At 58.1% G+C, this 26,250-nt stretch carries 24 protein-coding genes, 1 pseudogene and 1 other annotated feature; of the genes and pseudogenes, 11 read left to right on the forward strand and 14 right to left on the reverse strand.

Annotated elements, in window-relative coordinates:
• Positions 1-241: 241 nt before the first annotated feature.
• The 3 genes from LPQ25_RS15035 to topA form a co-directional block, all read right to left on the reverse strand.
• Entirely contained in the window at positions 242-409 is a 168-nt protein-coding gene (locus LPQ25_RS15035) for a YmiA family putative membrane protein (RefSeq protein ID WP_002901776.1), read from the reverse strand.
• 245 nt (positions 410-654) lie between these two features.
• Positions 655-1,629 (reverse strand): HTH-type transcriptional regulator CysB, encoded by a 975-nt coding sequence (gene cysB / locus LPQ25_RS15040; protein WP_002901772.1) that lies wholly within the window; start codon positions 1,627-1,629, stop codon positions 655-657.
• 345 nt (positions 1,630-1,974) lie between these two features.
• Positions 1,975-4,572 carry a type I DNA topoisomerase gene (gene topA / locus LPQ25_RS15045; RefSeq protein ID WP_002901763.1) on the reverse strand — a complete coding sequence of 866 codons (2,598 nt, stop codon included), beginning with the start codon at positions 4,570-4,572 and terminating at the stop codon, positions 1,975-1,977.
• 406 nt (positions 4,573-4,978) lie between these two features.
• Between topA and LPQ25_RS15050 the strand changes: the two genes are divergently transcribed.
• On the forward strand, positions 4,979-5,230 hold the full coding sequence (locus LPQ25_RS15050) for a YciN family protein (protein WP_002901761.1): 252 nt from the start codon (positions 4,979-4,981) through the stop codon (positions 5,228-5,230).
• A 47-nt stretch (positions 5,231-5,277) separates the two neighbouring features.
• Here the strand turns inward: LPQ25_RS15050 and sohB are convergent, their stop codons facing one another.
• Complete coding sequence (gene sohB / locus LPQ25_RS15055; protein WP_015874691.1) at positions 5,278-6,324, reverse strand: protease SohB; 1,047 nt, start codon at positions 6,322-6,324, stop codon at positions 5,278-5,280.
• Positions 6,325-6,368: 44 nt separating this feature from the next.
• Entirely contained in the window at positions 6,369-6,584 is a 216-nt protein-coding gene (locus LPQ25_RS15060) for a hypothetical protein (RefSeq protein WP_004148112.1), read from the reverse strand.
• Here LPQ25_RS15060 and LPQ25_RS15065 point away from each other — a divergent pair.
• Both LPQ25_RS15065 and cobO read left to right on the forward strand, forming a co-directional pair.
• Positions 6,579-7,340 (forward strand): YciK family oxidoreductase, encoded by a 762-nt coding sequence (locus LPQ25_RS15065; RefSeq protein ID WP_004196459.1) that lies wholly within the window; start codon positions 6,579-6,581, stop codon positions 7,338-7,340. The two genes, LPQ25_RS15060 and LPQ25_RS15065, sit on opposite strands and share 6 nt — an antisense overlap.
• Positions 7,337-7,927 carry a cob(I)yrinic acid a,c-diamide adenosyltransferase gene (cobO, locus tag LPQ25_RS15070; protein ID WP_002901749.1) on the forward strand — a complete coding sequence of 197 codons (591 nt, stop codon included), beginning with the start codon at positions 7,337-7,339 and terminating at the stop codon, positions 7,925-7,927. Before LPQ25_RS15065 ends, cobO begins: the two co-directional genes overlap by 4 nt.
• A gap of 60 nt (positions 7,928-7,987) precedes the next feature.
• On the opposite strand, the gene rluB is transcribed toward cobO, so the two are convergent.
• On the reverse strand, positions 7,988-8,890 hold the full coding sequence (rluB, locus tag LPQ25_RS15075; protein ID WP_002901746.1) for a 23S rRNA pseudouridine(2605) synthase RluB: 903 nt from the start codon (positions 8,888-8,890) through the stop codon (positions 7,988-7,990).
• Between the two features lie 281 nt (positions 8,891-9,171).
• Complete coding sequence (gene gcvA / locus LPQ25_RS15080; RefSeq protein ID WP_004176482.1) at positions 9,172-10,068, reverse strand: transcriptional regulator GcvA; 897 nt, start codon at positions 10,066-10,068, stop codon at positions 9,172-9,174.
• A gap of 111 nt (positions 10,069-10,179) precedes the next feature.
• Here gcvA and LPQ25_RS15085 point away from each other — a divergent pair, with 111 nt between their 5' ends.
• Entirely contained in the window at positions 10,180-11,088 is a 909-nt protein-coding gene (locus LPQ25_RS15085) for a DMT family transporter (protein WP_004179459.1), read from the forward strand.
• Positions 11,089-11,109: 21 nt separating this feature from the next.
• On the opposite strand, the pseudogene LPQ25_RS15090 reads toward LPQ25_RS15085, so the two are convergent.
• Together LPQ25_RS15090 and rnm are read right to left on the reverse strand one after the other, a co-directional pair.
• A pseudogene (locus tag LPQ25_RS15090) lies at positions 11,110-11,729 on the reverse strand (L-threonylcarbamoyladenylate synthase).
• Between the two features lie 16 nt (positions 11,730-11,745).
• Positions 11,746-12,609 (reverse strand): RNase RNM, encoded by an 864-nt coding sequence (gene rnm, locus LPQ25_RS15095; RefSeq protein WP_014907768.1) that lies wholly within the window; start codon positions 12,607-12,609, stop codon positions 11,746-11,748.
• 159 nt (positions 12,610-12,768) lie between these two features.
• Positions 12,769-12,864: a sequence feature (Trp leader region), on the forward strand.
• A 33-nt stretch (positions 12,865-12,897) separates the two neighbouring features.
• On the opposite strand from rnm, the gene LPQ25_RS15100 reads away from it, so the two are divergent.
• Genes LPQ25_RS15100 through trpA form a run of 5 tightly spaced genes read left to right on the forward strand, consistent with a single transcriptional unit; the run spans position 12,898 to position 19,429 of the window.
• The gene (locus LPQ25_RS15100) at positions 12,898-14,460 is read left to right on the forward strand and encodes an anthranilate synthase component 1 (RefSeq protein ID WP_004190758.1); all 1,563 of its coding nucleotides are present in this window, start codon (positions 12,898-12,900) and stop codon (positions 14,458-14,460) included.
• Positions 14,460-16,055, forward strand: coding sequence for a bifunctional anthranilate synthase glutamate amidotransferase component TrpG/anthranilate phosphoribosyltransferase TrpD (gene trpD / locus LPQ25_RS15105; RefSeq protein ID WP_014907769.1), 1,596 nt, complete (start codon positions 14,460-14,462; stop codon positions 16,053-16,055). The genes LPQ25_RS15100 and trpD overlap by 1 nt, the downstream gene beginning before the upstream one ends.
• Positions 16,056-16,058: 3 nt before the next feature.
• Complete coding sequence (gene trpCF, locus LPQ25_RS15110; protein ID WP_234599472.1) at positions 16,059-17,417, forward strand: bifunctional indole-3-glycerol-phosphate synthase TrpC/phosphoribosylanthranilate isomerase TrpF; 1,359 nt, start codon at positions 16,059-16,061, stop codon at positions 17,415-17,417.
• A 9-nt stretch (positions 17,418-17,426) separates the two neighbouring features.
• The gene (gene trpB / locus LPQ25_RS15115; RefSeq protein ID WP_004148107.1) at positions 17,427-18,620 is read left to right on the forward strand and encodes a tryptophan synthase subunit beta; all 1,194 of its coding nucleotides are present in this window, start codon (positions 17,427-17,429) and stop codon (positions 18,618-18,620) included.
• Positions 18,620-19,429, forward strand: a complete 810-nt coding sequence (trpA, locus tag LPQ25_RS15120) for a tryptophan synthase subunit alpha (protein WP_002901728.1) — start codon at positions 18,620-18,622, stop codon at positions 19,427-19,429. The genes trpB and trpA overlap by 1 nt, the downstream gene beginning before the upstream one ends.
• Before the next feature lie 216 nt (positions 19,430-19,645).
• Here trpA and LPQ25_RS15125 read toward each other — a convergent pair whose 3' ends face one another.
• Genes LPQ25_RS15125 through LPQ25_RS15135 form a run of 3 tightly spaced genes read right to left on the reverse strand, consistent with a single transcriptional unit; the run spans position 19,646 to position 23,321 of the window.
• Complete coding sequence (locus LPQ25_RS15125; RefSeq protein WP_004892790.1) at positions 19,646-20,905, reverse strand: glycerate kinase type-2 family protein; 1,260 nt, start codon at positions 20,903-20,905, stop codon at positions 19,646-19,648.
• Positions 20,906-20,907: 2 nt separating this feature from the next.
• On the reverse strand, positions 20,908-21,996 hold the full coding sequence (locus LPQ25_RS15130; protein ID WP_002901724.1) for a tartrate dehydrogenase: 1,089 nt from the start codon (positions 21,994-21,996) through the stop codon (positions 20,908-20,910).
• 14 nt (positions 21,997-22,010) lie between these two features.
• A complete protein-coding gene (locus LPQ25_RS15135) occupies positions 22,011-23,321 on the reverse strand; it encodes an MFS transporter (RefSeq protein WP_009309106.1) in 1,311 nt (436 codons plus the stop codon).
• A 128-nt stretch (positions 23,322-23,449) separates the two neighbouring features.
• On the opposite strand from LPQ25_RS15135, the gene LPQ25_RS15140 reads away from it, so the two are divergent.
• Positions 23,450-24,358: a LysR family transcriptional regulator gene (locus tag LPQ25_RS15140; RefSeq protein WP_004179448.1), complete on the forward strand. Its 909-nt coding sequence runs from the start codon at positions 23,450-23,452 to the stop codon at positions 24,356-24,358.
• Positions 24,359-24,400: 42 nt separating this feature from the next.
• Here the strand turns inward: LPQ25_RS15140 and LPQ25_RS15145 are convergent, their stop codons facing one another.
• Positions 24,401-24,859, reverse strand: coding sequence for a MarR family winged helix-turn-helix transcriptional regulator (locus LPQ25_RS15145; RefSeq protein ID WP_002901718.1), 459 nt, complete (start codon positions 24,857-24,859; stop codon positions 24,401-24,403).
• 74 nt (positions 24,860-24,933) lie between these two features.
• Here LPQ25_RS15145 and LPQ25_RS15150 point away from each other — a divergent pair, with 74 nt between their 5' ends.
• Positions 24,934-25,881 carry a quinone oxidoreductase family protein gene (locus LPQ25_RS15150; protein ID WP_004190773.1) on the forward strand — a complete coding sequence of 316 codons (948 nt, stop codon included), beginning with the start codon at positions 24,934-24,936 and terminating at the stop codon, positions 25,879-25,881.
• Between the two features lie 35 nt (positions 25,882-25,916).
• Here LPQ25_RS15150 and LPQ25_RS15155 read toward each other — a convergent pair whose 3' ends face one another.
• Positions 25,917-26,189 carry a hypothetical protein gene (locus LPQ25_RS15155; RefSeq protein ID WP_041168973.1) on the reverse strand — a complete coding sequence of 91 codons (273 nt, stop codon included), beginning with the start codon at positions 26,187-26,189 and terminating at the stop codon, positions 25,917-25,919.
• Positions 26,190-26,250 lie beyond the last annotated feature (61 nt).

Consider the following 26,250-nt stretch of genomic DNA (forward strand, 5'->3'; position numbering starts at 1 on the left):
AGCAGGCGAAATAGCACCAAAATAGTGCAAAGAGGGCGTATGCCGATATTGTATTAGTACACGAGGACAAAAAAAGAGCTAATCGGCCAGCTGGCAGTGATTAGCTCTGGTGAGTGATTTCAGGTTGGATGAATCCAGCGGCAAAATATATTCTCCCTGTATTGCCGGTCACTGATTTTATATTACAGTTTCCTTTCACTGTCATAAAAATGACATGTATCTACAACGATGACCTACAGCTTTAGCTGACAATCCAGATGTTGCAGATGGTGAGCGCGATGATGCTCCAGAACATCGCCAACCCTACCAACACTACGCCCCATACGCGACTACGCAGAACGGGATCGATTTCGGTTTTGTCATTCTCGTATGACATCGCCAGTTTCATGTAATCGATATTACTTATCATATTGTCACCACCAATTGCTCAAATCATCAGGTACAGATAAATCTTAATTATGGATAAAAGATTAATCCAGTGAATTTAGGCCTGATGGAATATATTTAACCGGTTATTTGATCGCGGCGGGCATAATGAAAAACGTGTTGCCAAAAATTATTAATTTTGTGATTGGTTCGAGGTTTAAGTTGTTAAATACAGTCCATCATAGTTAATGGCACTCCTCGCAGGGAGTGCCATTATTATTTTCAGGGTTATTTTTCCGGAAGTTTTATATCTTTGAACATCGCTTCAATATCTTCATTCGAGCGTAAAGCCACCGCGGTATCTACCACGTCCCTGGTCAAATGGGGAGCAAAACGTTGAATAAAATCATACATGTAGCTTCGTAAGAAGGTGCTACGGCGGAAACCTATCTTAGTGGTGCTGTGGCTGAAAATACCGTTCGCATCCAGCTTCACCAGATCCGGGTCAGAGACCGGATCCACCGCCATGCTGGCGATTACCCCTACCCCCAGCCCCAGGCGAACATAGGTTTTGATGACGTCGGCATCGGTGGCGGTAAAAACAATGCGCGGCGTCAGGCCCGCACGGTTAAACGCGGTATCCAGTTCGGAGCGGCCGGTAAAGCCAAAGGTATAGGTTACCAATGGATACTGGGCCAGTTCCTCTATGGACACCGAGCCCTTGGTGGCCAGAGGATGCTCGGGGGTCACTACAATCGACCGGTTCCAATGATAGCATGGCAGCATCACCAGATCGTCATACAGATGCAGCGCCTCGGTGGCGATGGCGAAATCGGCATTGCCTTTCGACACAGCCTCCGCAATCTGAGTCGGCGAGCCCTGATGCATATGCAGCGACACCCGCGGGTAGCGTTCAATAAACCCCTTGATCACTCCCGGTAACGCATAGCGCGCCTGGGTATGGGTGGTGGCGACGTAAAGAGACCCTTTGTCAGGCCAGGTATGCTCTCCGGCGACAGATTTGATGGCATCGACTTTCGACAGCACTTCGCGGGCGATGCGGATGATCTCCTGCCCGGCCGGCGTCACCTGGGTTAAGTGTTTACCGCTGCGGGCAAAGATCTGAATGCCCAGCTCATCCTCCAGCATGCGGACCTGCTTACTGATACCCGGCTGGGAGGTATAGAGCCCTTCGGCGGTGGATGAAACATTCAGGTTATGGTTAACCACCTCAACGATGTAGCGAAGCTGTTGTAGTTTCATGGCTGATATCCGTTTGCGCGTAAAATGAAGCCGCTTAATACACTTTACGTTCAGGCAACTTGTCGCCGATGAAGGCCCTGGGCTCCCGGCAGTTGGCCATAGTGGCGCCGCAATGCATCCTGAAAGCGATGATGTATAAGACGTTTTAATAATAAAAAAGGCATTAACTATAACCACTATATCATTTATATCAACACTGTATAGACGCTAACGAAAAATAATATAGGTGGTTATAAGGGGAGGAAATTAACGCAAAGAGGGGAAGACGACACGGCAGAGAAATGCACTCTCTCTGCCGGTCGCCTGAGCAGGAAAAGCGCGCTTTTCCTGCCCGAACGAACGCCATTACTTTTTGGCTTCCGTCCACTTACCGTCGATAAAGAAAGCTGACCAGCCGGTCGCTTTGCCCTCTTTTTCAGACGCCACGTACTGCTGCTTGGTTTTACGGCTAAAGCGTACCAGCGTTTTATTGCCTTCCGGATCCTGCTGCGGCGCATCGGCGAGATAACGCAGTTTTTCCGGCAGACGATCGCGGAAGCGGTACAGCTCCTCCACCAGCGGCGCACGCGTTTCCCGTGATTTCGGGAAGGTGTTGGCCGCCAGGAAGACGCCCGCCGCCCCGTCGCGCAGCACAAAGTAGGCGTCAGACTTCTCACACGGCAGCTCCGGCAGCGGCACCGGATCTTCCTTCGGCGGAGCCACTTCGCCATTGCGCAGGATCTTACGCGTGTTCTTACACTCGTCGTTGGTACAGGCCATGTACTTACCGAAACGCCCCATTTTCAGGTGCATTTCAGACCCGCACTTCTCGCACTCCACCACCGGGCCGTCATAGCCCTTGATGCGGAATTCGCCCTCTTCAATCTCGTAGCCGTCGCAGGTCGGGTTATTACCACAGACGTGCAGCTTACGCTTAGGATCGATAAGGTAGCTGTCCATCGCCGTCCCACACTTCTGGCAGCGACGTTTGGCTCGCAGCGCGTTGGTTTCCGCGTCATCGCCTTCCAGCACGTTGAGGACTTCGTTCTCCGGCACCAGGTTGATGGTGGTTTTGCACCGCTCTTTCGGCGGCAAGGCATAGCCCGAACAGCCGAGGAAAACGCCGGTGCTGGCGGTACGGATCCCCATTTTACGGCCGCAGGTCGGGCAGTCGATGCTGGTGAGCACCATCGGGTTCGGCTGCATGCCGCCCTCTTCCGGATCTTTCTCTGCCGTCGCCAGCTGGGTGGTAAAATCGCCGAAGAAGTGGTTCAGCACCTCTTTCCACTCGGCCTGGTGGTTCGCAACCTGGTCGAGGCGATCCTCCATCTGCGCGGTAAAATCGTAGTTCATCAGATCGCGGAAGTTTTCTTCCAGCCGGTCGGTAACGATCTCGCCCATTTTTTCGGCGTAAAAACGACGGTTTTCCACCCGCACGTAGCCGCGATCCTGAATGGTCGAAATGATCGACGCGTAGGTCGACGGACGGCCAATCCCGCGTTTTTCCAGCTCTTTCACCAGCGAGGCCTCGCTGAAACGCGCCGGCGGCTTGGTAAAGTGCTGCGCAGGCGTCAGCTCCACCAGGCTCAGGCGGTCGCCCTGTTTGACCAGCGGCAGCGTCCGGTCTTCATCGCCCTTGCGCAGCGCCGGCATGACTTTTGTCCAGCCGTCGAAACGTAAAGTGCGACCGCGCGCTTTCAGTTTGAAATCACCCGCAGCCACGGTCAGCGTGGTGGAGTCGTACTGCGCCGGCGTCATCTGACAGGCGACAAACTGGCGCCAGATCAGCTGATAAAGCTTCTGCGCATCCGCTTCCATATCTTTCAGCGTTTCCGCCAGCACGTTCACATCAGACGGACGAATCGCTTCGTGCGCTTCCTGCGAGTTTTCTTTGCTGGCGTACTGGTTCGCGCTATCCGGCAGATATTTTTTGCCAAATTTGTCGCTGATGTAGCCGCGAACCATGTTCAGCGCGTCCTGACTCAGGTTGGTGGAGTCGGTACGCATATAGGTGATGTGCCCTGCCTCATAGAGTCGCTGAGCCATCATCATGGTCTTTTTCACGCCGAAGCCCAGACGGGTGCTGGCCGCCTGCTGCAGGGTGGAGGTGATGAACGGCGCGCCCGGCTTGCTGCTGGTCGGCTTATCTTCACGCTCCAGTACGCTGTAGCTGGCTTTTTCCAGCAGCGATACCGCCGCCATGGTCTCATCGCGGCTGACCGGACGGAACGGCTTATCGTCCTTATGGGTCACCTGCAGCGGCAGGGCGTCACCGCCCGGCGTGGTGGTGCTGGCGTCGACTTCCCAGTACTCTTCCGGGACGAACGCTTTAATTTCACGTTCACGCTCCACCACCAGGCGGACCGCGACGGACTGCACGCGCCCGGCAGAAAGACCACGGGCGATTTTTTTCCACAGCAGCGGCGAAACCATATAGCCCACCACGCGGTCCATAAAACGACGCGCCTGCTGGGCGTTAACCCGATCGATATTCAGTTCGCCCGGCTTTTCAAAGGCCTGACGAATAGCGTTTTTGGTGATCTCATTGAACACCACGCGGCTGTAACGCTGTTCATCGCCGCCGATGACTTCCCGCAGGTGCCAGGCAATGGCTTCCCCTTCGCGGTCAAGGTCGGTTGCGAGATAGATGTGGTCAGCTTTTTCCGCCAACTGTTTGAGTTCTGAAACTACCTTTTCTTTACCCGGAAGTACTTCATAGTGCGCATTCCAGTCATGCCATGGGTCCACGCCCATACGGTTAACCAGAGCACTACGTTCGTCCTTTTTAGGCTTTTTAGCCCCTTTGGTGGCGGTAGAGTCGGCGCTCTTTTTGGAAGCTGATCCACTGGTCGGCAAATCGCGGATATGACCGACGCTGGATTTCACCACGTAGTCATTACCCAGATACTTATTGATCGTTTTGGCTTTTGCCGGGGACTCAACGATAACGAGAGCTTTACCCATATTCACCTTTACCTAATTTGATTCATCCAGGAATACATCGCACATTCATACACCCTCCACTGGCGACTGCCTCATATGTTGCGGCACCGTCGGTGAATATCAACCCTGAACACCCGTTTCATCTCCGTAAAACCAGGCGCTTGAGTTTGCTGACTTTTTCTCGTCAGGTGACATAGCACGAAGAATTTTTGGCCGAATGTCAAGCAAATCTGTTGCCAGATCGCCGAAAGCGTCACACTGTACCTGATAAAATTCGTTACGCAACTTTATTAGCATGCAAAAGCAAATCCCGCCAGTAAACGGCTGTTTCTCCACTGGTTACCATTACCCCTGATTTATGCATGGAAAATTTGCCCCACGCCGCCGCGCGGCGTAAACTACGCGCGGAGAAAAAGAGGAGTCCGTTATGCAAGGTACAACCCAACCAATCGATCGCCAGACGCTGCTCGAAAAAGCCAACAAACTTATTCGCGAACATGAGGATACGTTAGCCGGTATCGAAGCCACCGACGTCGTTCAGCGCAACAATGTCCTGGTGTTTAGCGGTGAGTTTTACCTTGATGAGCAGGGACTACCGACGCCAAAGAGTACAGCGGTATTTAACATGTTTAAGTATCTTGCTCACGAGCTGTCGGACAAGTACCACCTGGTCGATTAAGACCGGTGAAAACAATAACGCGAGGCCCAGGCCTCGCGTTATGTTATTTACATCAGCGGTTTTTGACCGCGCTGCCACCAGCGCAGCAGAAGCCGATCGGCGCTCTCCGCCGCGCTACCGGTAAAGCGGTCGAGCATCTTCTTACGCTGTTGATAACGCACCCCGATCACCTCGTGGCTCTCAATCAGCCCCAGCAGCAGCTCATCGCTGGTTTCAACCGCATCCACCAGACCTTTTTCCAGCGCCTGCACCCCGTACCAGTGTTCGCCGGTGGCCACCTGCTCAATATCAAGTCCCGGACGCATCCGGTGGACGAAATCCTTAAACAAATGATGTGTCTCATTGAGATCCTCGCGGAACTTGCGCCGCCCTTCCTCGGTATTTTCGCCCAGCATGGTGAGCGTTCGTTTGTACTGCCCGGCGGTGTGCAGTTCGATATCGATATCTTTATTCTTCAGGAAGCGGTGCAGGTTCGGGATCTGCGCCACCACGCCAATAGAGCCAAGGATCGCAAACGGCGCCGAGACAATTTTGTTCGCCACGCAGGCCATCATATAGCCGCCGCTGGCCGCCACTTTGTCGACCGCCACCGTCAGCGGGATCTGCTTGTCGCGCAAGCGCTGCAGCTGAGAGGCGGCCAGACCGTAGCCGTGCACCACCCCGCCGGGGCTTTCCAGGCGAATCACCACCTGATCGCGCGCTTTCGCCGCCGCCAGTACCGCGGTGATCTCTTCCCGCAGGCTATTGACCTCATGGGCATCCATACTGCCTTTGAAATCCAGCACCCAGGCACGCGGCTTGCCTTCCGGCTCGGCATTACCCAGCTTCGCCCGCGCTTTGGCCGCCTTCGCCTCTTGTTTTTGCTTTTTCTTCTGCGCCTTATGCCACTGCTTCTGCTGCGGGCCATCCAGCAGCGCCACCGCCAGCGATTCCTTCATCTCTTTATAATGCTCGCTAAGATTGGTCACCCGCAGCTCGCCGCGCTGCTTCTTGCGCTGAGCGAGGTTGACGATAATAGCGGCAATCACCGCGATGGCGACGACAACCGTCGCGATCTTGGCTAAAAATAAGCCGTACTGAGCAAGTAATTCCACGTTTTCACCTTGTGTAAAGCACTGACGTTGCTGCACAGTGTACCTCAGCCGCTGGCGAGAAGTCTTTGTGCTTTGTGTTCTCTGCGCAGCGGATTCCGTTTTTTTTCGCGCGGCTGAAATCGTTGCAAGATATTAATTTTGTGAATACTTTCCGCTTCGCCGATTGCAATGGCGGGCGCTTTCAGGCATAACAGCGCAAAAGTGAGATACCAAAGATGAAGCGCGATCGGGAACCGATCGCCCAAGGAGTTGCCGTGCATTATCAACCACAACGTCACTTGCTGAAAGATCGCATCATCCTGGTCACCGGGGCCAGCGACGGGATTGGTCGTGAAGCGGCCCTGACCTACGCGCGCTATAGCGCCAGCGTTATCCTGCTGGGTCGCAACGACGACAAACTGCGCACCGTCGCCCAGGAGATTGAGCGTGAGGGTGGTATTCCCCCTCGCTGGTTTACCCTCGACCTGCTCACCTGTACGCCCCAGGCGTGCCAGCAGCTGGCGCAGCAGATCAGCATGCACTATCCCCGCCTTGACGGCGTGCTGCATAACGCTGGCCTGCTCGGCGACATCTGCCCAATGGAAGAGCAGAAGCCGGAGGTCTGGCAGCAGGTGATGCAGGTGAACGTTAATGGCACCTTTATGCTGACCCAGGCGCTTCTTCCTTTATTACTCCGTTCGGAATCGGGCTCGCTGGTCTTCACCTCATCCAGCGTCGGTCGTCAGGGCCGCGCCAACTGGGGCGCCTATGCCGTTTCCAAATTCGCCACCGAAGGGATGATGCAGGTGCTGGCCGACGAGTATCAAAGCCGCCACCTGCGGGTAAACTGTATCAACCCCGGCGGCACTCGCACCGGAATGCGCGCCAGCGCGTTCCCGACGGAAGATCCGCTGAAACTGAAAACCCCCGCTGACATTATGCCCGTCTATCTGTGGCTGATGGGTGACGACAGTCGTCGCAAGACGGGAATGACCTTCGACGCCCAACCGGGACGTAAACCAGGAATTGCCCAATGAGTGATGAACGCTACCGCGAACGCCAGCAGCGGCTGAAAGATAAAGTTGACGCCCGGGTGGCGGCGGCCCAGGACGAGCGCGGCATTGTGATGGTCTTTACCGGCAACGGCAAAGGCAAAACCACCGCCGCCTTTGGCACCGCGACCCGCGCCGTCGGCCATGGCAAAAAAGTCGGCGTGATCCAGTTTATCAAGGGGACCTGGCCTAACGGCGAGCGTAATCTGCTGGAGCCTCACGGCGTCGAATTTCAGGTGATGGCCACCGGCTTCACCTGGAACACCCAGGATCGCGACAGCGACACCGCCGCCTGCCTGGCGGTCTGGGAGCATGCCCGCCGTATGCTCGCTGACGACCAGCTCGATCTGGTGCTGCTGGACGAGCTGACCTACATGGTGGCGTATGATTACCTGCCGCTGGAGTCGGTGCTGAGCGCCCTGCGTGAGCGCCCTGCCCATCAGTCGGTGATCATCACCGGCCGCGGCTGTCATCGCGATATTATTGAACTGGCCGATACCGTCAGCGAACTGCGTCCGGTCAAGCATGCATTTGATGCCGGGATTAAAGCGCAGATGGGGATAGACTACTGAGGGCCTGATAGCGCGGAAGGAAGTAAGCGTTCCGGCGGCAAGTCACCGGAACGCATAACATTAACCGTTAGTCTTATTGCGAGTACTGGAACGACGGTTGCTGTTGTTACCCTGGCGCGGATTAGCGCTGGTCTGGCTGTGACGCTTCACCGCCCGACGGATCTGATTGGCTTTCAACCGCCGACGGTCTTTCTCGACGGCAACCTTAGAGCTGGTTTCCGGCGTGAGCTCCACCAGCTCGCGCAGGTAGTTGGTCTGCGCCAGGTCCAGCTCGGTATAGCCGCCGCGCGGCAGGCCTTTCGGCAGCAGAATATCGCCGTAGCGCACGCGGATCAGACGGCTGACCTGCACGCCGACCGCTTCCCACAGGCGACGCACTTCGCGGTTACGCCCTTCGGTCAGGGTAACGTTATACCACTGGTTAATCCCTTCGCCGCCGGTGAATTTGATGGTTTTAAACGCTGCCGGACCATCTTCTAACTGTACGCCGCGCGACAGCTGGCGCAGCTTATCATCATCCACCTGGCCGAAAACGCGAACGGCGTACTCACGCTCGACTTCACGGCTCGGGTGCATCAGGCGGTTGGCCAGTTCGCCATCGGTGGTGAACAGCAGCAGGCCGCAGGTATTCACGTCCAGACGACCAACGGCAATCCAGCGCGCGCCGCGCAGTTTAGGCAGACGATCAAACACCGTCGGGCGTCCTTCCGGATCGTTACGGGTGCACAGCTCGCCTTCCGGCTTATAGTAAGCCAGCACGCGGCAGATCTGCTCGGCAGACTCTTTCACCGAGATCAGATGACCATCGATACGAATTTTTAAACCAGGGACAATTTCCACACGATCGCCGAGGGTGGCGATTTTGCCGTCGACGCTGACGCGGCCAGCTTCGATTTTCGCTTCAATTTCACGGCGGGAGCCGTGGCCGGCGCGGGCCAGCACTTTTTGCAGTTTCTCGCTCATTGAGCTTCCTTAAGGTGTCGCCTTCCCAGGCGTCTGGTATGCTTTATGAAACAATGAGGCCAAAAGCACAACTCATTGTTACGTATATACTTTTAACGTAAAGTCTCGTCGGCGCGATCAGGATATCCACCGCGAGCCCGTATTCGTGGCCGAACATACTACACTAACTTCGTCGGGAAAGCTTCTGTTCGCCGCGCCCCGTCTTTAGTATGGAACAGATTTTCCTCATTCTCCTGTGCCCATTCACGCATACAGATCTTTATCGGACAGCGCCCCCCTCACTACGCGCGCTCCTCAGCAACGGCCGGGCGCTGGCCAAGCAGCCAGTCGCGAAAACAGCGGTTGGCAGGCGCCAGCAGCGCGGTCTCGTGGTAAACCAGATGATAGGCCAGCGGACAGGCGATGGGCTGCGCCAGAGGATTAACCAGCCGCCCCTGCGTCAGCGCAGGCGCTATGAATGAGCGTCGCAGCAATGCCATCCCCATACCGGCGAACGCCGCCTCCGTCACGCCGTTGGAATCAGTGAACACCGGCCCACGCCGCGCGAAGTGCGGCGCCAGCCCCACGGCCTCACACCACAGCGCCCAGTCTTCACGATGTTCATCGTGCAGCAGCGGATACTGCAGTAGATCGCTCGCATCGGTGAGCGTCCGGCGCGGAGCAATCAGTTGCGGGCTACAGACCGGCATCAGATCGTCATCCAGCAGGCGGTAAGCCTGCAGTTCCGGCCAGCCGCCGACACCATGACGCACGGCAAAATCGATCCCTTCACTCAGCAAATCCACTCGCCGGTTGGTGGTGCCGATCTGGATCTCTATCTGCGGATAGCGTCGTTCAAAATCAGCCAGCCGCGGCAGCAGCCACTGAATGGCGAAGCCGCTGGTACAGCTGATAGCTACCTTTTCTGGTCCCGGGGGCACCTGCAGGCGCTGGGTGGCGGCGGCTATCTGATGAAACGCCGGCTGAACGGCCCGCAGGTAGATCTCTCCCACCGCCGTTAACTGTAACCGTCGCGGAGTACGGATAAATAGCGGGACATTCAGCGTCTCCTCAAGGCGGGCAATCTGCTGGCTGACGGCGCTGGGCGTGACGCAAAGCTCACTGGCGGCCAGCTTCAGGCTGAGCAGCCGCGCCGCCGCCTCAAAGCAGCGCAACGCATTCAGCGGCGGGAGTTTCATGGGTATGGAACCTCAGTTAAGAAAAACTTAATCATGTAAGCATAACGCGTTTGTCGCACGCTGCACGTGGGTTCTACAGTTGACTTCCTTCGTGACTACAAGGAGTCAATCATGCGTGTTATCGACTATGGCCGCCTGCTGCTGCTCGCCGCCCTCTGGGGCGCCAGCTTTTTGTTTATGCGCATCACCACCCCGGCCTTCGGGGCGTTGAACAGCGCTTTTCTTCGCGTACTGTTCGCCGCTATCGCGCTCGGGCTGTTACTCGGCGTGCAGGGTAAATGGAGCGGGTATCAGGGAAAATTCACATCCACTCTGCAGCTGGGGGTCATTAATTCAGGCCTTCCTTTTCTCATGTACTGCCTTGCCGCGCAATGGCTGCCGGCAGGGTACTCCGCCACGCTTAACGCCACGGCGCCGATGATGGGGGTGCTGATCGGCGCGTTATGCTTTGCAGAACCGTTAACCCTGCGCAAAGGCGGCGGCGCGATACTGGGCGCCATTGGCGTGGCGGTGATCGCGCGCCCGACATCTGGCCTTAGCGCCGCCCTGCTGCTGCCGGGGATTGGCGCCTGCCTGACCGCGACCGCCTGTTACGGTCTGGCCGGCTTTCTGACCCGCCGCTGGATCCAGCAGCGAGGCGGCCTCGAGGCTGAACGCGTCGCGCTGGGTAGCCAGGTCGGCGCCACGCTGTTTCTGTTTCCTTTCTTTCTCTGGTCCTGCTGGCATGGGCCAGCCGTAGACTGGCGGCAGAGTCTGCCGTGGATAGCGATAGTCATGCTGGGCGTGGTCTGCACGGCGGCAGGGTATATTCTCTACTTCCGCTTGATTGCAGATATAGGGCCGCTGCGTTCGCTGTCGGTGACCTTTTTGATCCCACCTTTTGCGGCGCTGTGGGGCTATCTCTGCCTCGGAGAGACAGTGGAGGAAGGATTGATTCTCGGCGCGCTGCTGGTTTGTGTAGCGCTATGGATGATTATCGTGCCGTCGGGGCGAAAACGCGGGGTACCGGACGGCGCATGATGCACCGCCCGGCAGATAGCCTTAGAGAAACGGCCTCACGTCGCCGACGCCTTCGCGCAGCACCACCGGGGTGTCTTCAGTGAGATCGATAACCGTGGTCGGCTGCTGCCCAAGGAAACCGCCGTGAATGATGAGGTCCACCACTTTCTCCAGACGATCTTTGATCTCTTCCGGGTCGGATTCAGTAAAGTCGCTGCCGGGCAGCATCAGCGACGTAGAGAGCATCGGCTCGCCTAAGGTCTCGAGCAACGCCTGAGCGATGGGGTTAGACGGGACGCGCATGCCGATGGTTTTACGCTTCTCTTGCAACAGCCGACGCGGCACCTCTTTGGTCCCCTTAAGGATAAAGGTGTAGTTGCCCGGCGTGTTGTTTTTCATCAGGCGAAACGCCACATTATCCACAAAAGCGTAAGTTGACAGCTCGGACAGATCGCGGCACATCAGGGTAAAGTTGTGGCCGTCCGGCAGCTGACGAATGCGGCAGATCCGCTCCATCGCCCCCTGTCTTCAATTTTGCAGCCCAGCGCGTAGCCGGAGTCGGTAGGATAAACGATCACCCCGCCCTTACGCACAATCTCCACCGCCTGGTTAATCAACCGCGCCTGCGGGTTATCCGGATGGATATAAAAAAACTGGCTCATACTTCCCTCTCAATTTTTATTCGGCGGCCGCTTCCCAACTGTGCCAGACGCCTTCCACGCCGGCAGGAAGCCAGAGCTTACGGCCAAGTTCGATCCACGCGCAGGGCTGATGAAAATCGGATCCCTGCGACGCCAGAAGACCAAACTGCACGGCCAGGGTGGCCAGCTGGGCGCGTTCATGGGGCGCCTGCTGACACTGGGCCACTTCCATGGCATCACCGCCCTGCTCGCTAAAGTGGGTCAACAGCCGCTTCAACCACTTGGCGGAGAGATCGTAGCGCCCGGGATGGGCAATCACCGCCTTGCCGCCAGAATGATGAATCACATCAATCGCTTGTTTTATTGTACACCACTGCGGCGGCACGTAACCGGTTTTCCCGCGGGCAAGGTATTTTTTGAAGACTTCCGCCATGTTTTTCGCATGGCCGGCCTCCACCAGAAAACGGGCAAAATGGCCGCGGGTGACGGCGCCACCGTCCGCCAGTCGCAGCGCCCCTTCCCAGGCGCCGGGGATCCGCGCCTTCTCCAGGCGCTCGGCAATCATCTGACCGCGCTGCTGGCGCCGCGCTTTCTGCTCCTCCAGCAGGGCGGTCATCGTTGGGTGCGCAATATCAATATTCAGACCCACAATATGAATCTCGTGATTCTCCCAGAGGGTGGAAATCTCGACGCCGTTCACCAGGGTCAAGGGTAATCCGGCGCGGGCGATCTCCTCCCGGGCCGCCGGGATCGCCGCCACGCTGTCATGGTCGGTGATCGCCAGGGTGCCGACGCGCATCTCATGGGCGCGATGGACCAGTTCCTGCGGAGTCAGCCGCCCGTCAGAGGCGGTGGTATGGCTGTGCAGATCGTAAATCACTGCGTATTGGCTGTCGCTCAAAAGGACTCCTGCTGGACATCAACGTAAATAAGCGCATTATCATACCGACAGGCAGAGAAAATCTGCAAACAAGGGTTGACTTTATTCCATTGAACTAGTTAACTAGTACGCAAGTTCACATGAAGGGGTATCACGATGAAAATGCACTTTATCACTCTGCACAGCTGGTGGCGCACCTCCTGACGACGGGCGGCGTGATCGCGTTTTGCATTCAGCATACAGATACCCGGCCCGCCAATGAGCGGGCTTTTTATTGGACAAAAATAATACGAACAGGCGAGAACAATAATGCAAACATCCAAACCGGCACTCGAGCTTCTCACCAGCGACGCCATCTACCGGGAGAACCCGACGGCGTTATTCCACCAACTGTGCGGCGCCCGTCCGGCGACGCTGCTGCTGGAATCCGCTGACATCGACAGCAAAGATGACTTAAAAAGCCTACTGCTGGTCGATAGCGCGCTGCGCATTACGGCCCTTGGTGACACTGTCACTATTCAGGCCCTCTCCGCCAACGGCGCGGCGCTGCTGGAACTACTGGACGGCGCGCTGCCCTCCGGGATCAACAATCAGCGCCAGCCCAACGGCCGCATCCTGACCTTCCCGGCCGTCAGCGCCCTGCTCGATGAAGACGCCCGTCTCTGCTCACTGTCGGTGTTTGACGCCTTCCGTCTCCTGCAGGAGCTGGTGAGCGTTCCGGACAACGAGCGCGAAGCGATGTTCTTCGGCGGCCTGTTCGCCTATGACCTGGTGGCCGGTTTTGAAGATCTTCCCCAGTTGCAAAGCGACACCACCTGCCCGGACTACTGCTTCTATCTGGCGGAAACCCTGCTGGTCATCGACCATCAGACCAAGCATACCCGCATTCAGGCCAGCCTGTTCACCCCGCTGGAGAGTGAAAAACAGCGCCTGGAGCAGCGCCTGAGCCAGCTGCGTCAGCAGCTGAACGAGCCGCCGGCGCCGCTACCGGTTACCACCGTGGCCGAAATGCGCTGCGACGTTGACCAGAGCGATGAAGAGTACGGCGCGGTGGTGCGCAAAATGCAGCGCGCGATCCGCGCCGGGGAAATCTTCCAGGTGGTTCCTTCCCGCCGCTTCTCGCTGCCCTGCCCATCGCCGCTGGCCGCTTATGATGTGCTGAAGAAGAGCAACCCCAGCCCGTACATGTTCTTTATGCAGGACAATGATTTCACCCTGTTCGGCGCCTCGCCGGAAAGCTCGCTGAAGTATGATGCCGTCAGCCGTCAGATTGAGATCTACCCCATCGCCGGCACCCGGCCACGCGGCCGCCGCGCCGACGGCTCGCTGGATCGCGACCTCGACAGCCGCATCGAGCTGGAAATGCGCACCGATCATAAAGAGCTTTCCGAACACCTGATGCTGGTGGACCTGGCGCGTAATGACCTGGCGCGCATCTGCACCCCGGGCAGCCGCTATGTCGCTGATTTAACCAAGGTTGACCGCTACTCCTTCGTGATGCATCTGGTCTCCCGTGTAGTAGGCGAATTGCGTCAGGATCTCGACGTCCTCCACGCCTATCGCGCCTGCATGAATATGGGCACCCTCAGCGGCGCGCCGAAGGTCCGCGCCATGCAGCTGATTGCCGCCGCCGAAGGTAAACGCCGCGGCAGCTACGGCGGCGCGGTGGGCTATTTCACCGCCCACGGCGACCTCGACACCTGCATCGTCATCCGTTCCGCCTACGTGCAGGAAGGTATCGCTACCGTCCAGGCCGGAGCCGGCATTGTGCTCGACTCGGTTCCCCAGTCGGAAGCGGATGAGACCCGAAATAAAGCCCGCGCGGTGCTGCGCGCCATTGCCCAGGCCCATCACGCGAAGGAGATTTTCTGATGGCTGACATTCTGCTGCTCGATAATATCGATTCCTTTACCTATAACCTGGCAGACCAGCTGCGCGCCAACGGCCATAACGTAGTGATTTATCGCAACTCCGTTCCGGCGCAGGCGCTGATTGAGCGTCTGGCCACCATGGACAACCCGGTGCTGATGCTCTCCCCGGGCCCGGGTACGCCAAGCGAAGCCGGCTGCATGCCGGAGCTACTGACCCGTATGCGCGGCAAGCTGCCGATCATCGGCATCTGCCTCGGCCACCAGGCCATTGTCGAAGCCTACGGCGGCTATGTCGGCCAGGCGGGGGAGATCCTCCATGGCAAAGCCTCCAGCATTGAGCACGACGGCCAGGCGATGTTTGCCGGTCTGGCTAACCCGCTGCCGGTGGCGCGCTACCACTCGCTGGTCGGCAGCAATATTCCCGCCGGGCTGACGATTAACGCCAATTTCAACGGTATGGTGATGGCGGTGCGTCACGATTCGGATCGGGTGTGCGGCTTCCAGTTCCACCCGGAATCGATCCTCACCACCCAGGGCGCACGGCTGCTGGAGCAGACCCTGGCCTGGGCGCTGCAGAAGCTGGAGCATACCAACACCCTCCAGCCGATCCTTGAGAAACTGTACCAGGCGGAACCCCTGAGCCAGCAGGAGAGCCACCAGCTGTTCTCCGCCGTCGTGCGCGGCGAAGTGAAGCCTGAGCAACTGGCCGCCGCGCTGGTCAGCATGAAAGTGCGCGGCGAGCAGCCGCAGGAAATTGCCGGCGCCGCTACCGCGCTGCTGGAAAACGCCGCGCCGTTCCCGCGCCCGGACTACCTGTTTGCCGACATCGTTGGCACCGGTGGCGACGGCAGCAACAGCATCAATATCTCCACCGCCAGCGCCTTTGTCGCTGCGGCCTGCGGGTTAAAAGTGGCGAAACACGGCAACCGCAGCGTCTCCAGTAAATCAGGCTCTTCTGACCTGCTGGCGGCCTTCGGCATTAATCTCGATATGAACGCCGATAAATCCCGCGCCGCGCTTGATGAGCTGGGCGTCTGCTTCCTGTTCGCGCCGAAGTACCACACCGGTTTCCGCCACGCGATGCCGGTCCGTCAGCAGCTGAAGACCCGCACCCTGTTCAACGTGCTGGGGCCGCTGATCAACCCGGCGCATCCGCCGCTGGCGCTGATTGGCGTCTACAGCCCGGAACTGGTGCTGCCGATCGCCGAGACCCTGCGCGTGCTGGGTTATCAGCGCGCGGCGGTGGTGCACAGCGGTGGGATGGATGAAGTTTCACTGCATGCGCCTACGGTGGTGGCCGAACTGCATAATGGAGAAATTAAAAGCTATCAGCTGACCGCCGACGACTTCGGCCTGACGCCTTACCATCAGGCGCAGCTGGCGGGCGGCACCCCGGAAGAAAACCGTGACATTCTGACGCGCTTGCTACAAGGTAAAGGTGAAGCCGCTCACGAAGCCGCCGTCGCCGCCAACGTCGCCATGTTGATGCGTTTACACGGGCATGAAGATCTGAAAGCTAACGCTCAGCAGGTACTGGATGTGCTGCACAGCGGCGCGGCCTATGACAGAGTGACCGCCTTAGCGGCAAGAGGGTAAAGAATGCAAACCGTTTTAGCAAAAATCGTTGCCGACAAAGCGATTTGGGTGGAAGCCCGCAAACAACAACAACCGTTAGCCAGTTTTCAAAATGAGATCGTTCCGACGCAGCGCAATTTCTATGACGCGCTGGCCGGCACCCGCACCGCGTTTATTCTCGAGTGCAAGAAGGCCTCACCGTCGAAGGGGTTGATTCGCGAGGATTTCGATCCGGCAGCGATCGCCAGCATCTACAAGCACTACGCCTCGGCGATCTCGGTGCTGTGTGATGAGAAATATTTCCAGGGCAGCTTCGATTTCCTGCCGATCGTCAGCCAGGTCGCGCCGCAGCCGATCCTGTGTAAGGACTTAACCATCGACCCTTACCAGATCTACCTGGCGCGCTACTATCAGGCCGACGCCTGTCTGCTGATGCTCTCGGTGCTCGACGATGAACAGTATCGTCAGCTCTCGGCGGTGGCTCACAGCCTGAATATGGGCGTGCTGACCGAAGTCAGCAATGAAGAGGAACTGGAGCGCGCCATCGCCCTGAAGGCGAAGGTGGTGGGCATTAACAACCGCGACCTGCGCGATATGTCGATTGACCTTAACCGCACCCGTCAGCTGGCGGCGCGTCTCGGCCCGGATGTCACGGTGATCAGCGAATCCGGCATCCATACCTATGCCGAAGTGCGCGAGCTGAGCCACTTCGCCAACGGCTTCCTGATCGGCTCCGCCCTGATGGAGCAGGCGGATCTGGAAGCGGCGGTTAAACGCGTGCTGCTCGGCGAGAACAAAGTGTGCGGCCTGACGCGCCCGCAGGATGCCCAGGTGGCCTGGGAGTCCGGCGCCATTTACGGTGGGCTGATCTTCGTCCCGACCTCGCCGCGAGCGGTGAATGACGCCCAGGCCAAAGCGGTGATCGCCGCTGCGCCGCTGCAGTACGTCGGCGTCTTCCGCAATGCGCCGCTGGAGGAGGTGGTCGCCCGCGCGCAGGCTCTGGGGCTGGCCGCCGTGCAGCTGCACGGTGATGAAGACCAGGCCTATATCGACGCGCTGCGCGACGCCCTCGCGGACAACGTCCGCATCTGGAAAGCGCTGAGCGTCGGCGAAACCTTCCCGGCCCGTACGCTCCGCCATGTCGACAAGTACCTGCTCGACAACGGCCAGGGCGGCAGCGGCCAGCGCTTTGACTGGAGCCTGCTGCAGGGCCAGGATCTGCGCAACGTCATGCTGGCGGGCGGCCTCGGCGCCGATAACTGTGTGGAAGCGGCCAAAAGCGGCTGTGCCGGACTCGATTTCAATTCAGGCGTAGAGTCGCAACCCGGGATTAAAGACGCCAGCAAGCTGGCCTCGGTATTCCAGACGCTGCGCGCATATTAAGGAGCAATAATGAGCACTTTACTGAACCCCTACTTCGGCGAATTCGGCGGCATGTATGTGCCGCAGATCCTGATGCCCGCCCTGCGCCAGCTGGAAGAAGCCTTTGTCAGCGCGCAGAAGGACCCGGCCTTTCAGGCGGAATTCACCGACCTGCTGAAAAACTACGCCGGTCGTCCGACGGCCCTGACCAAATGCCGGAATCTGACCGATGGCACCCGCACCACCCTGTACCTGAAACGCGAAGATCTGCTGCACGGCGGCGCGCACAAAACCAACCAGGTGCTGGGCCAGGCTCTGCTGGCCAAACGGATGGGCAAAACCGAAATTATCGCCGAGACCGGCGCCGGCCAGCACGGCGTCGCCTCAGCGCTGGCCAGCGCCCTGCTCGGCCTGAAATGCCGTATCTACATGGGTGCCAAGGACGTCGAGCGCCAGTCGCCGAACGTGTTCCGTATGCGCCTGATGGGCGCCGAGGTGATCCCGGTGCACAGCGGCTCCGCCACGCTGAAAGATGCCTGTAACGAGGCGCTGCGCGACTGGTCCGGCAGCTACGAAAAGGCGCACTATATGCTGGGCACCGCCGCCGGTCCGCACCCGTTCCCGACGATTGTGCGTGAATTCCAGCGCATGATTGGCGAAGAGACCAAAGCGCAGATCCTTGAAAAAGAGGGCCGCCTGCCGGACGCGGTGATCGCCTGCGTCGGCGGCGGATCAAACGCCATCGGCATGTTCGCTGATTTTATCGAGGAAACCAACGTCGGCCTGATCGGCGTGGAGCCCGCCGGACACGGTATCGAGAGCGGCGAGCACGGCGCGCCGCTGAAGCATGGCCGCGTTGGGATCTACTTCGGTATGAAGTCGCCGATGATGCAGACCGCCGACGGCCAGATCGAAGAGTCTTACTCCATTTCCGCCGGGCTGGACTTCCCGTCCGTTGGGCCGCAGCACGCGTTTCTGAACAGCACCGGTCGCGCTGACTATGTGTCGATCACTGACGACGAAGCGCTGGACGCGTTTAAAGCGCTTTCCCGCCACGAAGGGATTATCCCGGCGCTGGAGTCCTCTCACGCTCTGGCCCACGCGCTGAAGATGATGCGCGAGAACCCGGAAAAAGAGCAGCTGCTGGTGGTTAATCTCTCCGGCCGCGGCGACAAAGACATTTTCACCGTACATGACATCCTGAAAGCGCGAGGGGAAATCTGATGGAACGCTATGAGACGCTGTTTGCCCAACTGAAAAATCGCCAGGAAGGCGCCTTCGTCCCCTTTGTCACCCTTGGCGATCCGGGACCGGAGCAGTCGCTGAAAATTATCGATGCGCTGATCGAAGGCGGCGCCGATGCCCTTGAACTGGGGATCCCTTTCTCCGACCCGCTGGCGGACGGCCCGACCATCCAGGGCGCGGCCCTGCGCGCCTTCGCCGCGGGAGTGACCCCAGCGCAGTGCTTTGAGATGCTGGCGGCGATCCGCCAGAAGCATCCGACCATCCCAATCGGCCTGCTGATGTATGCCAACCTCGTCTTCAGCCCGGGCATCGATGCGTTCTATGCCCAGTGCGCCCGCGTCGGCGTCGACTCGGTGCTGGTGGCCGACGTGCCGGTGGAAGAGTCCGCCCCGTTCCGCCAGGCGGCGATGCGCCATAACATCGCGCCGATTTTCATCTGCCCGCCCAATGCGGATGACGATTTACTGCGCCAGATTGCCTCTTATGGCCGCGGCTACACCTATCTGCTGTCGCGCGCCGGAGTGACGGGTGCGGAAAATCGCGCCGCGCTGCCGCTGCACCACCTGGTGGAGAAGCTGGCGGAATATCACGCCGCGCCGCCGCTGCAGGGCTTTGGTATCTCCGCGCCGGAGCAGGTGAGCGCCGCCATTGACGCCGGAGCCGCCGGGGCTATCTCCGGTTCCGCCATCGTCAAAATCATCGAACGCCACCTCGATGAGCCGCAGACCATGCTCGACGAGCTGAAAGCCTTCGTCCAGAGCCTGAAGGCAGCGACCAAAACCGCCTGACCATCAGCCGCCTGGCATCGCGCCAGGCGGCGATTTCCACGCGTTACCTTCCTTTCCATGTCATCTTGCACGCCAACACATCAGACGGACCGATGATCGACACCTTGACGCCAGGCGATGCGCTTTAGCGTGGAAATGGATGGCGGGCGGATACCGAAGATTTGAACTATGTTGAAAGGGAAAAATATCGCTCCCTGGCACAGGAGAGCGATACAGTCAGGCAATCAATATTGCCCGAATATCATTGACGTTGGTTAACGTCGGGCCGGTGATCAGCAAATCATTAAGCGCGTGAAAATAGCAGTAACTATCATGGCCATCCAGATATTGCACTGCATTAAGACCGCTCAGCTTGCCGCGCGCAAGCGTATCCGGGAAGACGATCGCACCTGCGGCATCTTCTGTGCCATCAATACCATCGCTATCTCCCGCCATGGCCCAGATACCGTGTTCCCCCTGGAGCGCACAGGCCAGACTGAGTAAAAACTCGGTATTGCGGCCCCCTTTTCCAGGCTGAGTGTTGTTTACTGTCACCGTGGTTTCGCCACCTGACAACAGCACAGCAGGCCCTGAAATCGGGTGACCATACTGCTTCGCCGATTTCGCCATACCGGCCATGACCACCGCCACTTCCCTGCTTTCACCTTCTATAGCATCCCCCAAAATAAGGGGGGTGAACCCATGTTGTCGTGCGGCCAGAGCCGCCGCCGCTAACGCCATCGCCGGCGTGGCGATAAGCCTGACCTCGCCTGTCGCGGCGTTTTCCACCGGGCCGGCCGGCTGGTTTAGCCGTTCGCTAACGGGCTTCGGGATCGCAATGCCATACCGCTGCAGTACCCGGAGCGCATCACGTGGTGCGCTGTTATCGGCAACGGTGGGGCCAGACGCTACGTCCGTCGGATTATCGCCAGGCACATCGCTGATAATCAGTGATACGATGCGCGCCGGTTGCGCCATGGTCGCCAGCTTTCCGCCTTTCACCGCTGAGAGATGACGACGTACCAGATTCATCTCTTTGATGCTGGCCCCGCTATGGAGCAGGGCCCGGGTGATGGTCTGCTTATCTGCCAGCGTTAACCCCGGGGCGGGCAGCGCCATCAGCGCCGACCCTCCCCCTGAAATCAATGCCAGCACCAGATCATCGGCAGTTAAACCGCGCAGCGTCTCCACAATCAGCATTGCGGCAACCTCGCTCATGGCATCTGATACGGGATGAGCCGCCTCAATAATGCGGATGCGGCCCGCAGGAACCGCGTAACCGTAACGCGTCACCACCACGCCCGACACCGCCACATCCGGCCAGGCCGCATCCACGGCAGCCGCCATTGCCGCGGACGCTTTACCCGCACCGATCACCACACAACGGCCGCGAGGTTTTTCCGGCAGGTTAGCCAGGGTCACCGGCCCGGCGCGGGCACTGTTGACCGCATGTTGAAAGATATCCTGCAGGATCTCTGCAGCCTGTTCGTTATTCATGGTTATGCGGTCTCGGCAATGTCAGCTTTAGCGTCAATGTAGTGCACCACGGCGCGTGTCACCTCCGCGGTATTGGCTGAGCCACCGACATCTGGCGTCAGAATGCCTTTTTCACACACATACTCAATGCTTTCCATAATCAGCGCAGCGGCATGGCGTTCGCCCAGATGTTCAAGCATCTGTACCGCGGTCCAGAAAGTGGCAATGGGGTTCGCAATCCCTTTGCCGGTGATATCGAATGCGGAACCATGGATCGGTTCGAACATGGAAGGGAAGCGGCGTTCAGGATCAATATTCGCGGTCGGCGCTACGCCCAGACTACCCGCCAGCGCGCCAGCCAGATCGGAAAGGATATCGGCGTGCAGATTGGTGGCAACGATGGTATCCAGGGTCTGGGGATGCAACGTCATACGGTGCGTCATGGCATCGACCAACATTTTGTCCCACTGCACATCCGGGAATTCCTGCGCCACTTCAGCGGCAATCTCATCCCACATCACCATACCATGGCGCTGGGCGTTGGATTTGGTCACCACGGTCAGCAGTTTACGTGGACGAGACTGTGCCAGTCTGAAGGCATAGCGCATAATGCGTGTCACCCCAACACGGGTAAAGATTGCCACTTCGGTACCGACTTCTTCAGGTAAACCACGGTGGGTACGGCCGCCGTTACCAGAATATTCACCTTCGGAGTTTTCGCGCACGATGACCCAGTCAAGATCGCCAGGCCCGCGGTTGCGCAGCGGTGAAGTGACGCCCGGCAGAATTTTGGTGGGTCGCACATTGGCGTACTGGTCAAAGCCCTGGCAAATAGGCAGCCGCAGGCCCCAGAGTGTGATGTGGTCAGGGACATCCGGGGCCCCCACCGCGCCGAAGTAAATGGCATCAAATGCTTTCAGCATGTTCAGCCCTTCTTCCGGCATCATCACGCCATGTTTTTTGTAATAGTCTGACCCCCAGTCAAAGGTCTCTATATCAAATTTCAGTTGCGGATCGTGGCGCGTCAGCGCGTGCAAGACTTCAATACCTGCCGAAATGACTTCCGGTCCGATACCGTCCGCAGGGATGGCAGCAATTTTGTAGTGACGCATCGTTACTTCTCCAGTTAATGAGTATGAGGATGTGGAAGCTCTGCCGTCGGCGATTTGTTCGCTCTGGCAGAAAGAATCATGACCACGAGGGCCGAGAGCGCCAGCAATCCGGCGACAAAGTACAGGCCCCAGCTGTAGCTACCGGTTTGCTCGCGGATCACGCCAATCATCATCGGGCCAACGAAACCGCCGAGGTTGCCGATGGAGTTGATAGCGGCAATGCCAGCGGCCGCAGCCGGGCCGCTGAGGAACAGGGTTGGCATGCTCCACAAAGGGGGTTTTGATGCGCTAATCCCCACGGTGACCAGCGTTAAGGCGACCATTACGGTAAACAATGTGCTGACATTACCGGCGTATATCAGCCCGGCAACCGCCAGCAGGCAGGCGCCAATGACGTGCCAGCTGCGCTCTTTGGTTCGATCGGAATGACGCGCCCAGAGGATCATGGCGATGACGCCGATCACCGCCGGAAAGGCGTTCAGGAAACCAATCTCCAGCGAGGAAGCACCGAAACTGCGAATGATTTGCGGGGACCAGATGCCAAGCGTATACAGCCCGGCTGAGGTACCGAAATAGACCAGCGCCAGCGCCAGGACGCGTATATCCGCTAGCCCTCGCCATGCGCTGGAATGGCTCTGTTTTGCCGCCCGTGCCCGCTCCTCGTCTTGCATGGCGTTTTCCAGCCAGGCACGCTCTTGATCAGTCAGCCATTTGGCCTTGGCCGGACGATCCGTCAGGAAGAACAGAACCACAACACCGAGCACCAGCGCCGGCAAAGCTTCCAGTACAAACATCCACTGCCAGCCGGCGTAGCCAAGGAAGCCATGCATCTCCAGCAGTGCGGCCGAAACCGGCGATCCCAGTGCTGTCGACAGGGGAGCTGCGGCCATAAAGATGGCAGTGACCTGCGCACGCCTGGCGGCAGGAAACCAGTAGCTGAGATAGAGAATGATCCCCGGGAAGAAACCGGCTTCCGCCACGCCGAGCAGAAAACGCAGAATGTAGAAGCTCGTCGTGCCCTGCACAAAAGCCATGCAGCCAGAGACGAATCCCCAGGTAATCATGACGCGGGCGATCCAGATGCGGGCGCCCACTTTATGAAGAATTAAGTTTGACGGTACCTCAAACAGAAAATAACCCAGGAAGAAAATGCCAGCGCCCAGACCAAAAACGGTGGGTGAAAATCCCAGATCCTGATTCATGGTCAGGGCGGCAAAGCCAATGTTGACGCGGTCAAGGAAGGCAATGAAGTACAGCAGCATGATGAAAGGAATAATGCGCAGGGTAACCTTACGCATCACCTTCTTTTCGAGGTCGTTTTTCATGACGGGATGCTCCATAGTGATGTAGGGTTGTTATCGTTTTGTAATAATCCCAGTATGAAGTTTTGAACCGCTTTATCATCGGCACGGCTTTATATAAATAATTTGTATAATCAGGTTTTGGTGAAAAGATGGATATAAATCAGCTACGTTGCTTTGTGGTGTTAGGTGATGAGCTTCACTTTGGCCGGGCTGCCCGTAAACTCGAAATGATGCCTGCGTCACTGAGTCGCTTTATTAAGCTACTGGAAGATGATTTGGGGATCAGGCTACTGAATCGATCGACCCGCAACGTGTCGCTAACACCTGAAGGCGCCGCCTTTTTAAATGAGGCCAAAACGGTCATTGCTGATTTCGATGCGCTACGGCAGCGATTCCGGAAAAATAGCCTGTTGCAGAAAAGAACGTTGCGGATCGGGGCTATCGACAGCGCAGCCAAAGGATTACTTCCTGAATTGCTTAATCTTTTTGTCAGGCGTTTTCCTGAAGCAGATATTCATCTTACAGAAGATAAATCTCACAAACTTATCCCCCGACTCATTTCAGGGTGGCTGGATGTGGTTTTTGTGCGCCCGCCGGAACATATTGATGCCACGCTGACAGCGCGTTTTATCGCCAATGAAACCTGCGTGCTCGCCGTGCCCGCTCATCACCGGCTGGTCAGTTATGACGAAGTCAGTATCGATGATTTCCGACACGAGCCGGTTATCTTGCCGGAAAGACGCACCCGGCGTCACAGCCATGACCTGACAATGAATATTTTCAAAGAGGGGGGCAGCATGCCTGTCATCGCGCAGTATGCTGAAGAGAAGCAGACTATCCTGAGTTTTGTTGCCGCAGGACTCGGCATTGCTCTGGTGCCAGCGTCCTATAAAGACATGAATGCCGACGGCGTGAAATACCTTGCGCTCACGCCGAAAAAGCATGTCGAAGGGCTCCCCCTCAGCGCGATGTGGCATCAGGGAAACAACACTCTCTATGTGAGATCCCTGCTGGAGATACTTTCCGACAACATCGACGAACTGACCCGTGAGTTGTGACGCAAAAGCTGATTGTTGCGCCAGGCGGCAACACACGAGAATTTAGCCTGGTTGCTGCAAACTGTCGGCGTATTTGCGCGTTAAGCGAAACAGCGCCTGCACTTCATCTTCCGGCCACTGCGCCAGCACCTGATTCATTAACCGCCGCCGCGCTACCGCAATACTGTCGATCATCTGTTGTCCGCTGGCGCTAAGCGTCACTTCGCTGATCCGTCGATCATGACGGTTCGGTTGCTTACAGGCGAGTCCCTGGGCTTCCAGTTTTTTCACCTGGCGGCTGACGGTGGTGTAATCGCGCCCTAAATGATCCGCCAGCTCAACCACTCCCACCGGGCCATGGCGCCCTACTGCCACAAGCAGCGGAAACAGCATCTGTTCCAGCTGGATGCCGGCTGCCTGCAGGATCTGCTCATCGCGCAGCGGCTGGTTCATTACGCTGATGATATCCAGCAGCGCGCCGTGAAAGTCGGTAATGTCGTAGTCATTATGTGCATCTTGCATGTATTAATTTTCCGCGTATAGTGCTGCAAAACAATATGTGTATTTTACACATAATTCCCGACAGGAGATAATTTATGAAAGCAGCCGTGGTTTTTGATCTCGCAGAAGGCCCGGTTTGGGCCGATTTTATCGACCCGCAGCCCGCGCCCGGCCAGACGCTCATTGACGTCCGCGCCGCCGCGATAAGCCATGTGGTTAAGGCCCGGGCATCCGGACGCCATTACAGCTTCGACGGCAATCTGCCCTTTGTGCCCGGTATCGATGGCGTCGGCACCACACCTCAGGGCCAGCGCGTCTACTTCGCCTTCCCCACCGCCCCCTTCGGCAGTATGGCGCAGCGGGCGCCGGTCGCCCTGCAGAATTGTCTGCCGCTGCCGGATGCGCTCGATGATATCCAGGCGGCGGCGATGGCCAACCCCGGTATGTCCGCGTGGGCATCGCTGGTGACACGCGCCCAGCTTCAGGCCGGCGAAACGGTGCTGATTAATGGCGCCACCGGCAGCGCCGGTCAGTTGGCGGTACAGATTGCCCGCTATCTGGGGGCGAAAAAAATCATTGCAACCGGGCGCAATGCGCAGTCGCTCGCGGCGCTGGACGCCGATGAGTGTATTCAGTTAACCGCTGATGATAAAACCTTGAGCGGGCAATTTTCAGCGGTCAGCGCCGCGCAGATCGATGTGGTCATCGATTACCTGTGGGGACACAGCGCGGAATTATTATTGCCGGCACTGGCGAAATATACCCCTGCCGGCAGTCCGGTGCGCTATGTGCAGGTGGGTTCCCTGGCTGGCGCCGATATCGCGTTAAATGGCGCAGTGCTGCGTTCCGCCCCGCTCCTGCTGATGGGCAGCGGTATCGGTAGCCTGTCGGTATCGCAACTGCTGGCGGCGACCGGTGAAATGCTGCAGGCGGCGGTGCCGGGGAAATTGACCATCGCCACCACCCCGCGGCCACTGCAGGAGATCGCGGCGGCCTGGCCGCAGGACGACAGCCAGAAGCGCACGGTTTTCACCCTCGGATAAAAAATCGCTTCCGCACAAAAGATGGGGTTGATATCTTAAATGAGAAATATTATCTTTCTCATCACTGAATAGTTGAGTAAATCACTCGGGTATTTAGTACGACATTGCTCACATTGCTTCCAGTATTTTTGCCCGCACTTGTGCGGGCTTTTTTTATTCGCGACACACCTCACGCAACCGCTGCCGCAGCCAGCGGTGGCCGGGGCCTGCTCCAGACGCGGATGCCACGCCTGCGAAACCGTAATCACCTCGGTACTGACCGGCAGCGGATCGAGGGCCGCCAGCAAATTAAAATCGGGATCGTTCATTATCGCTCCAGTCGCCAGACAGGGCGTTTGCTGCAAGATATGAGTGCACTGGCGGCGTCTT

This window comes from Klebsiella sp. KPN54798, from assembly GCF_021184225.1.
Taxonomy (GTDB): Bacteria; Pseudomonadota; Gammaproteobacteria; order Enterobacterales; family Enterobacteriaceae; genus Klebsiella; species Klebsiella pneumoniae.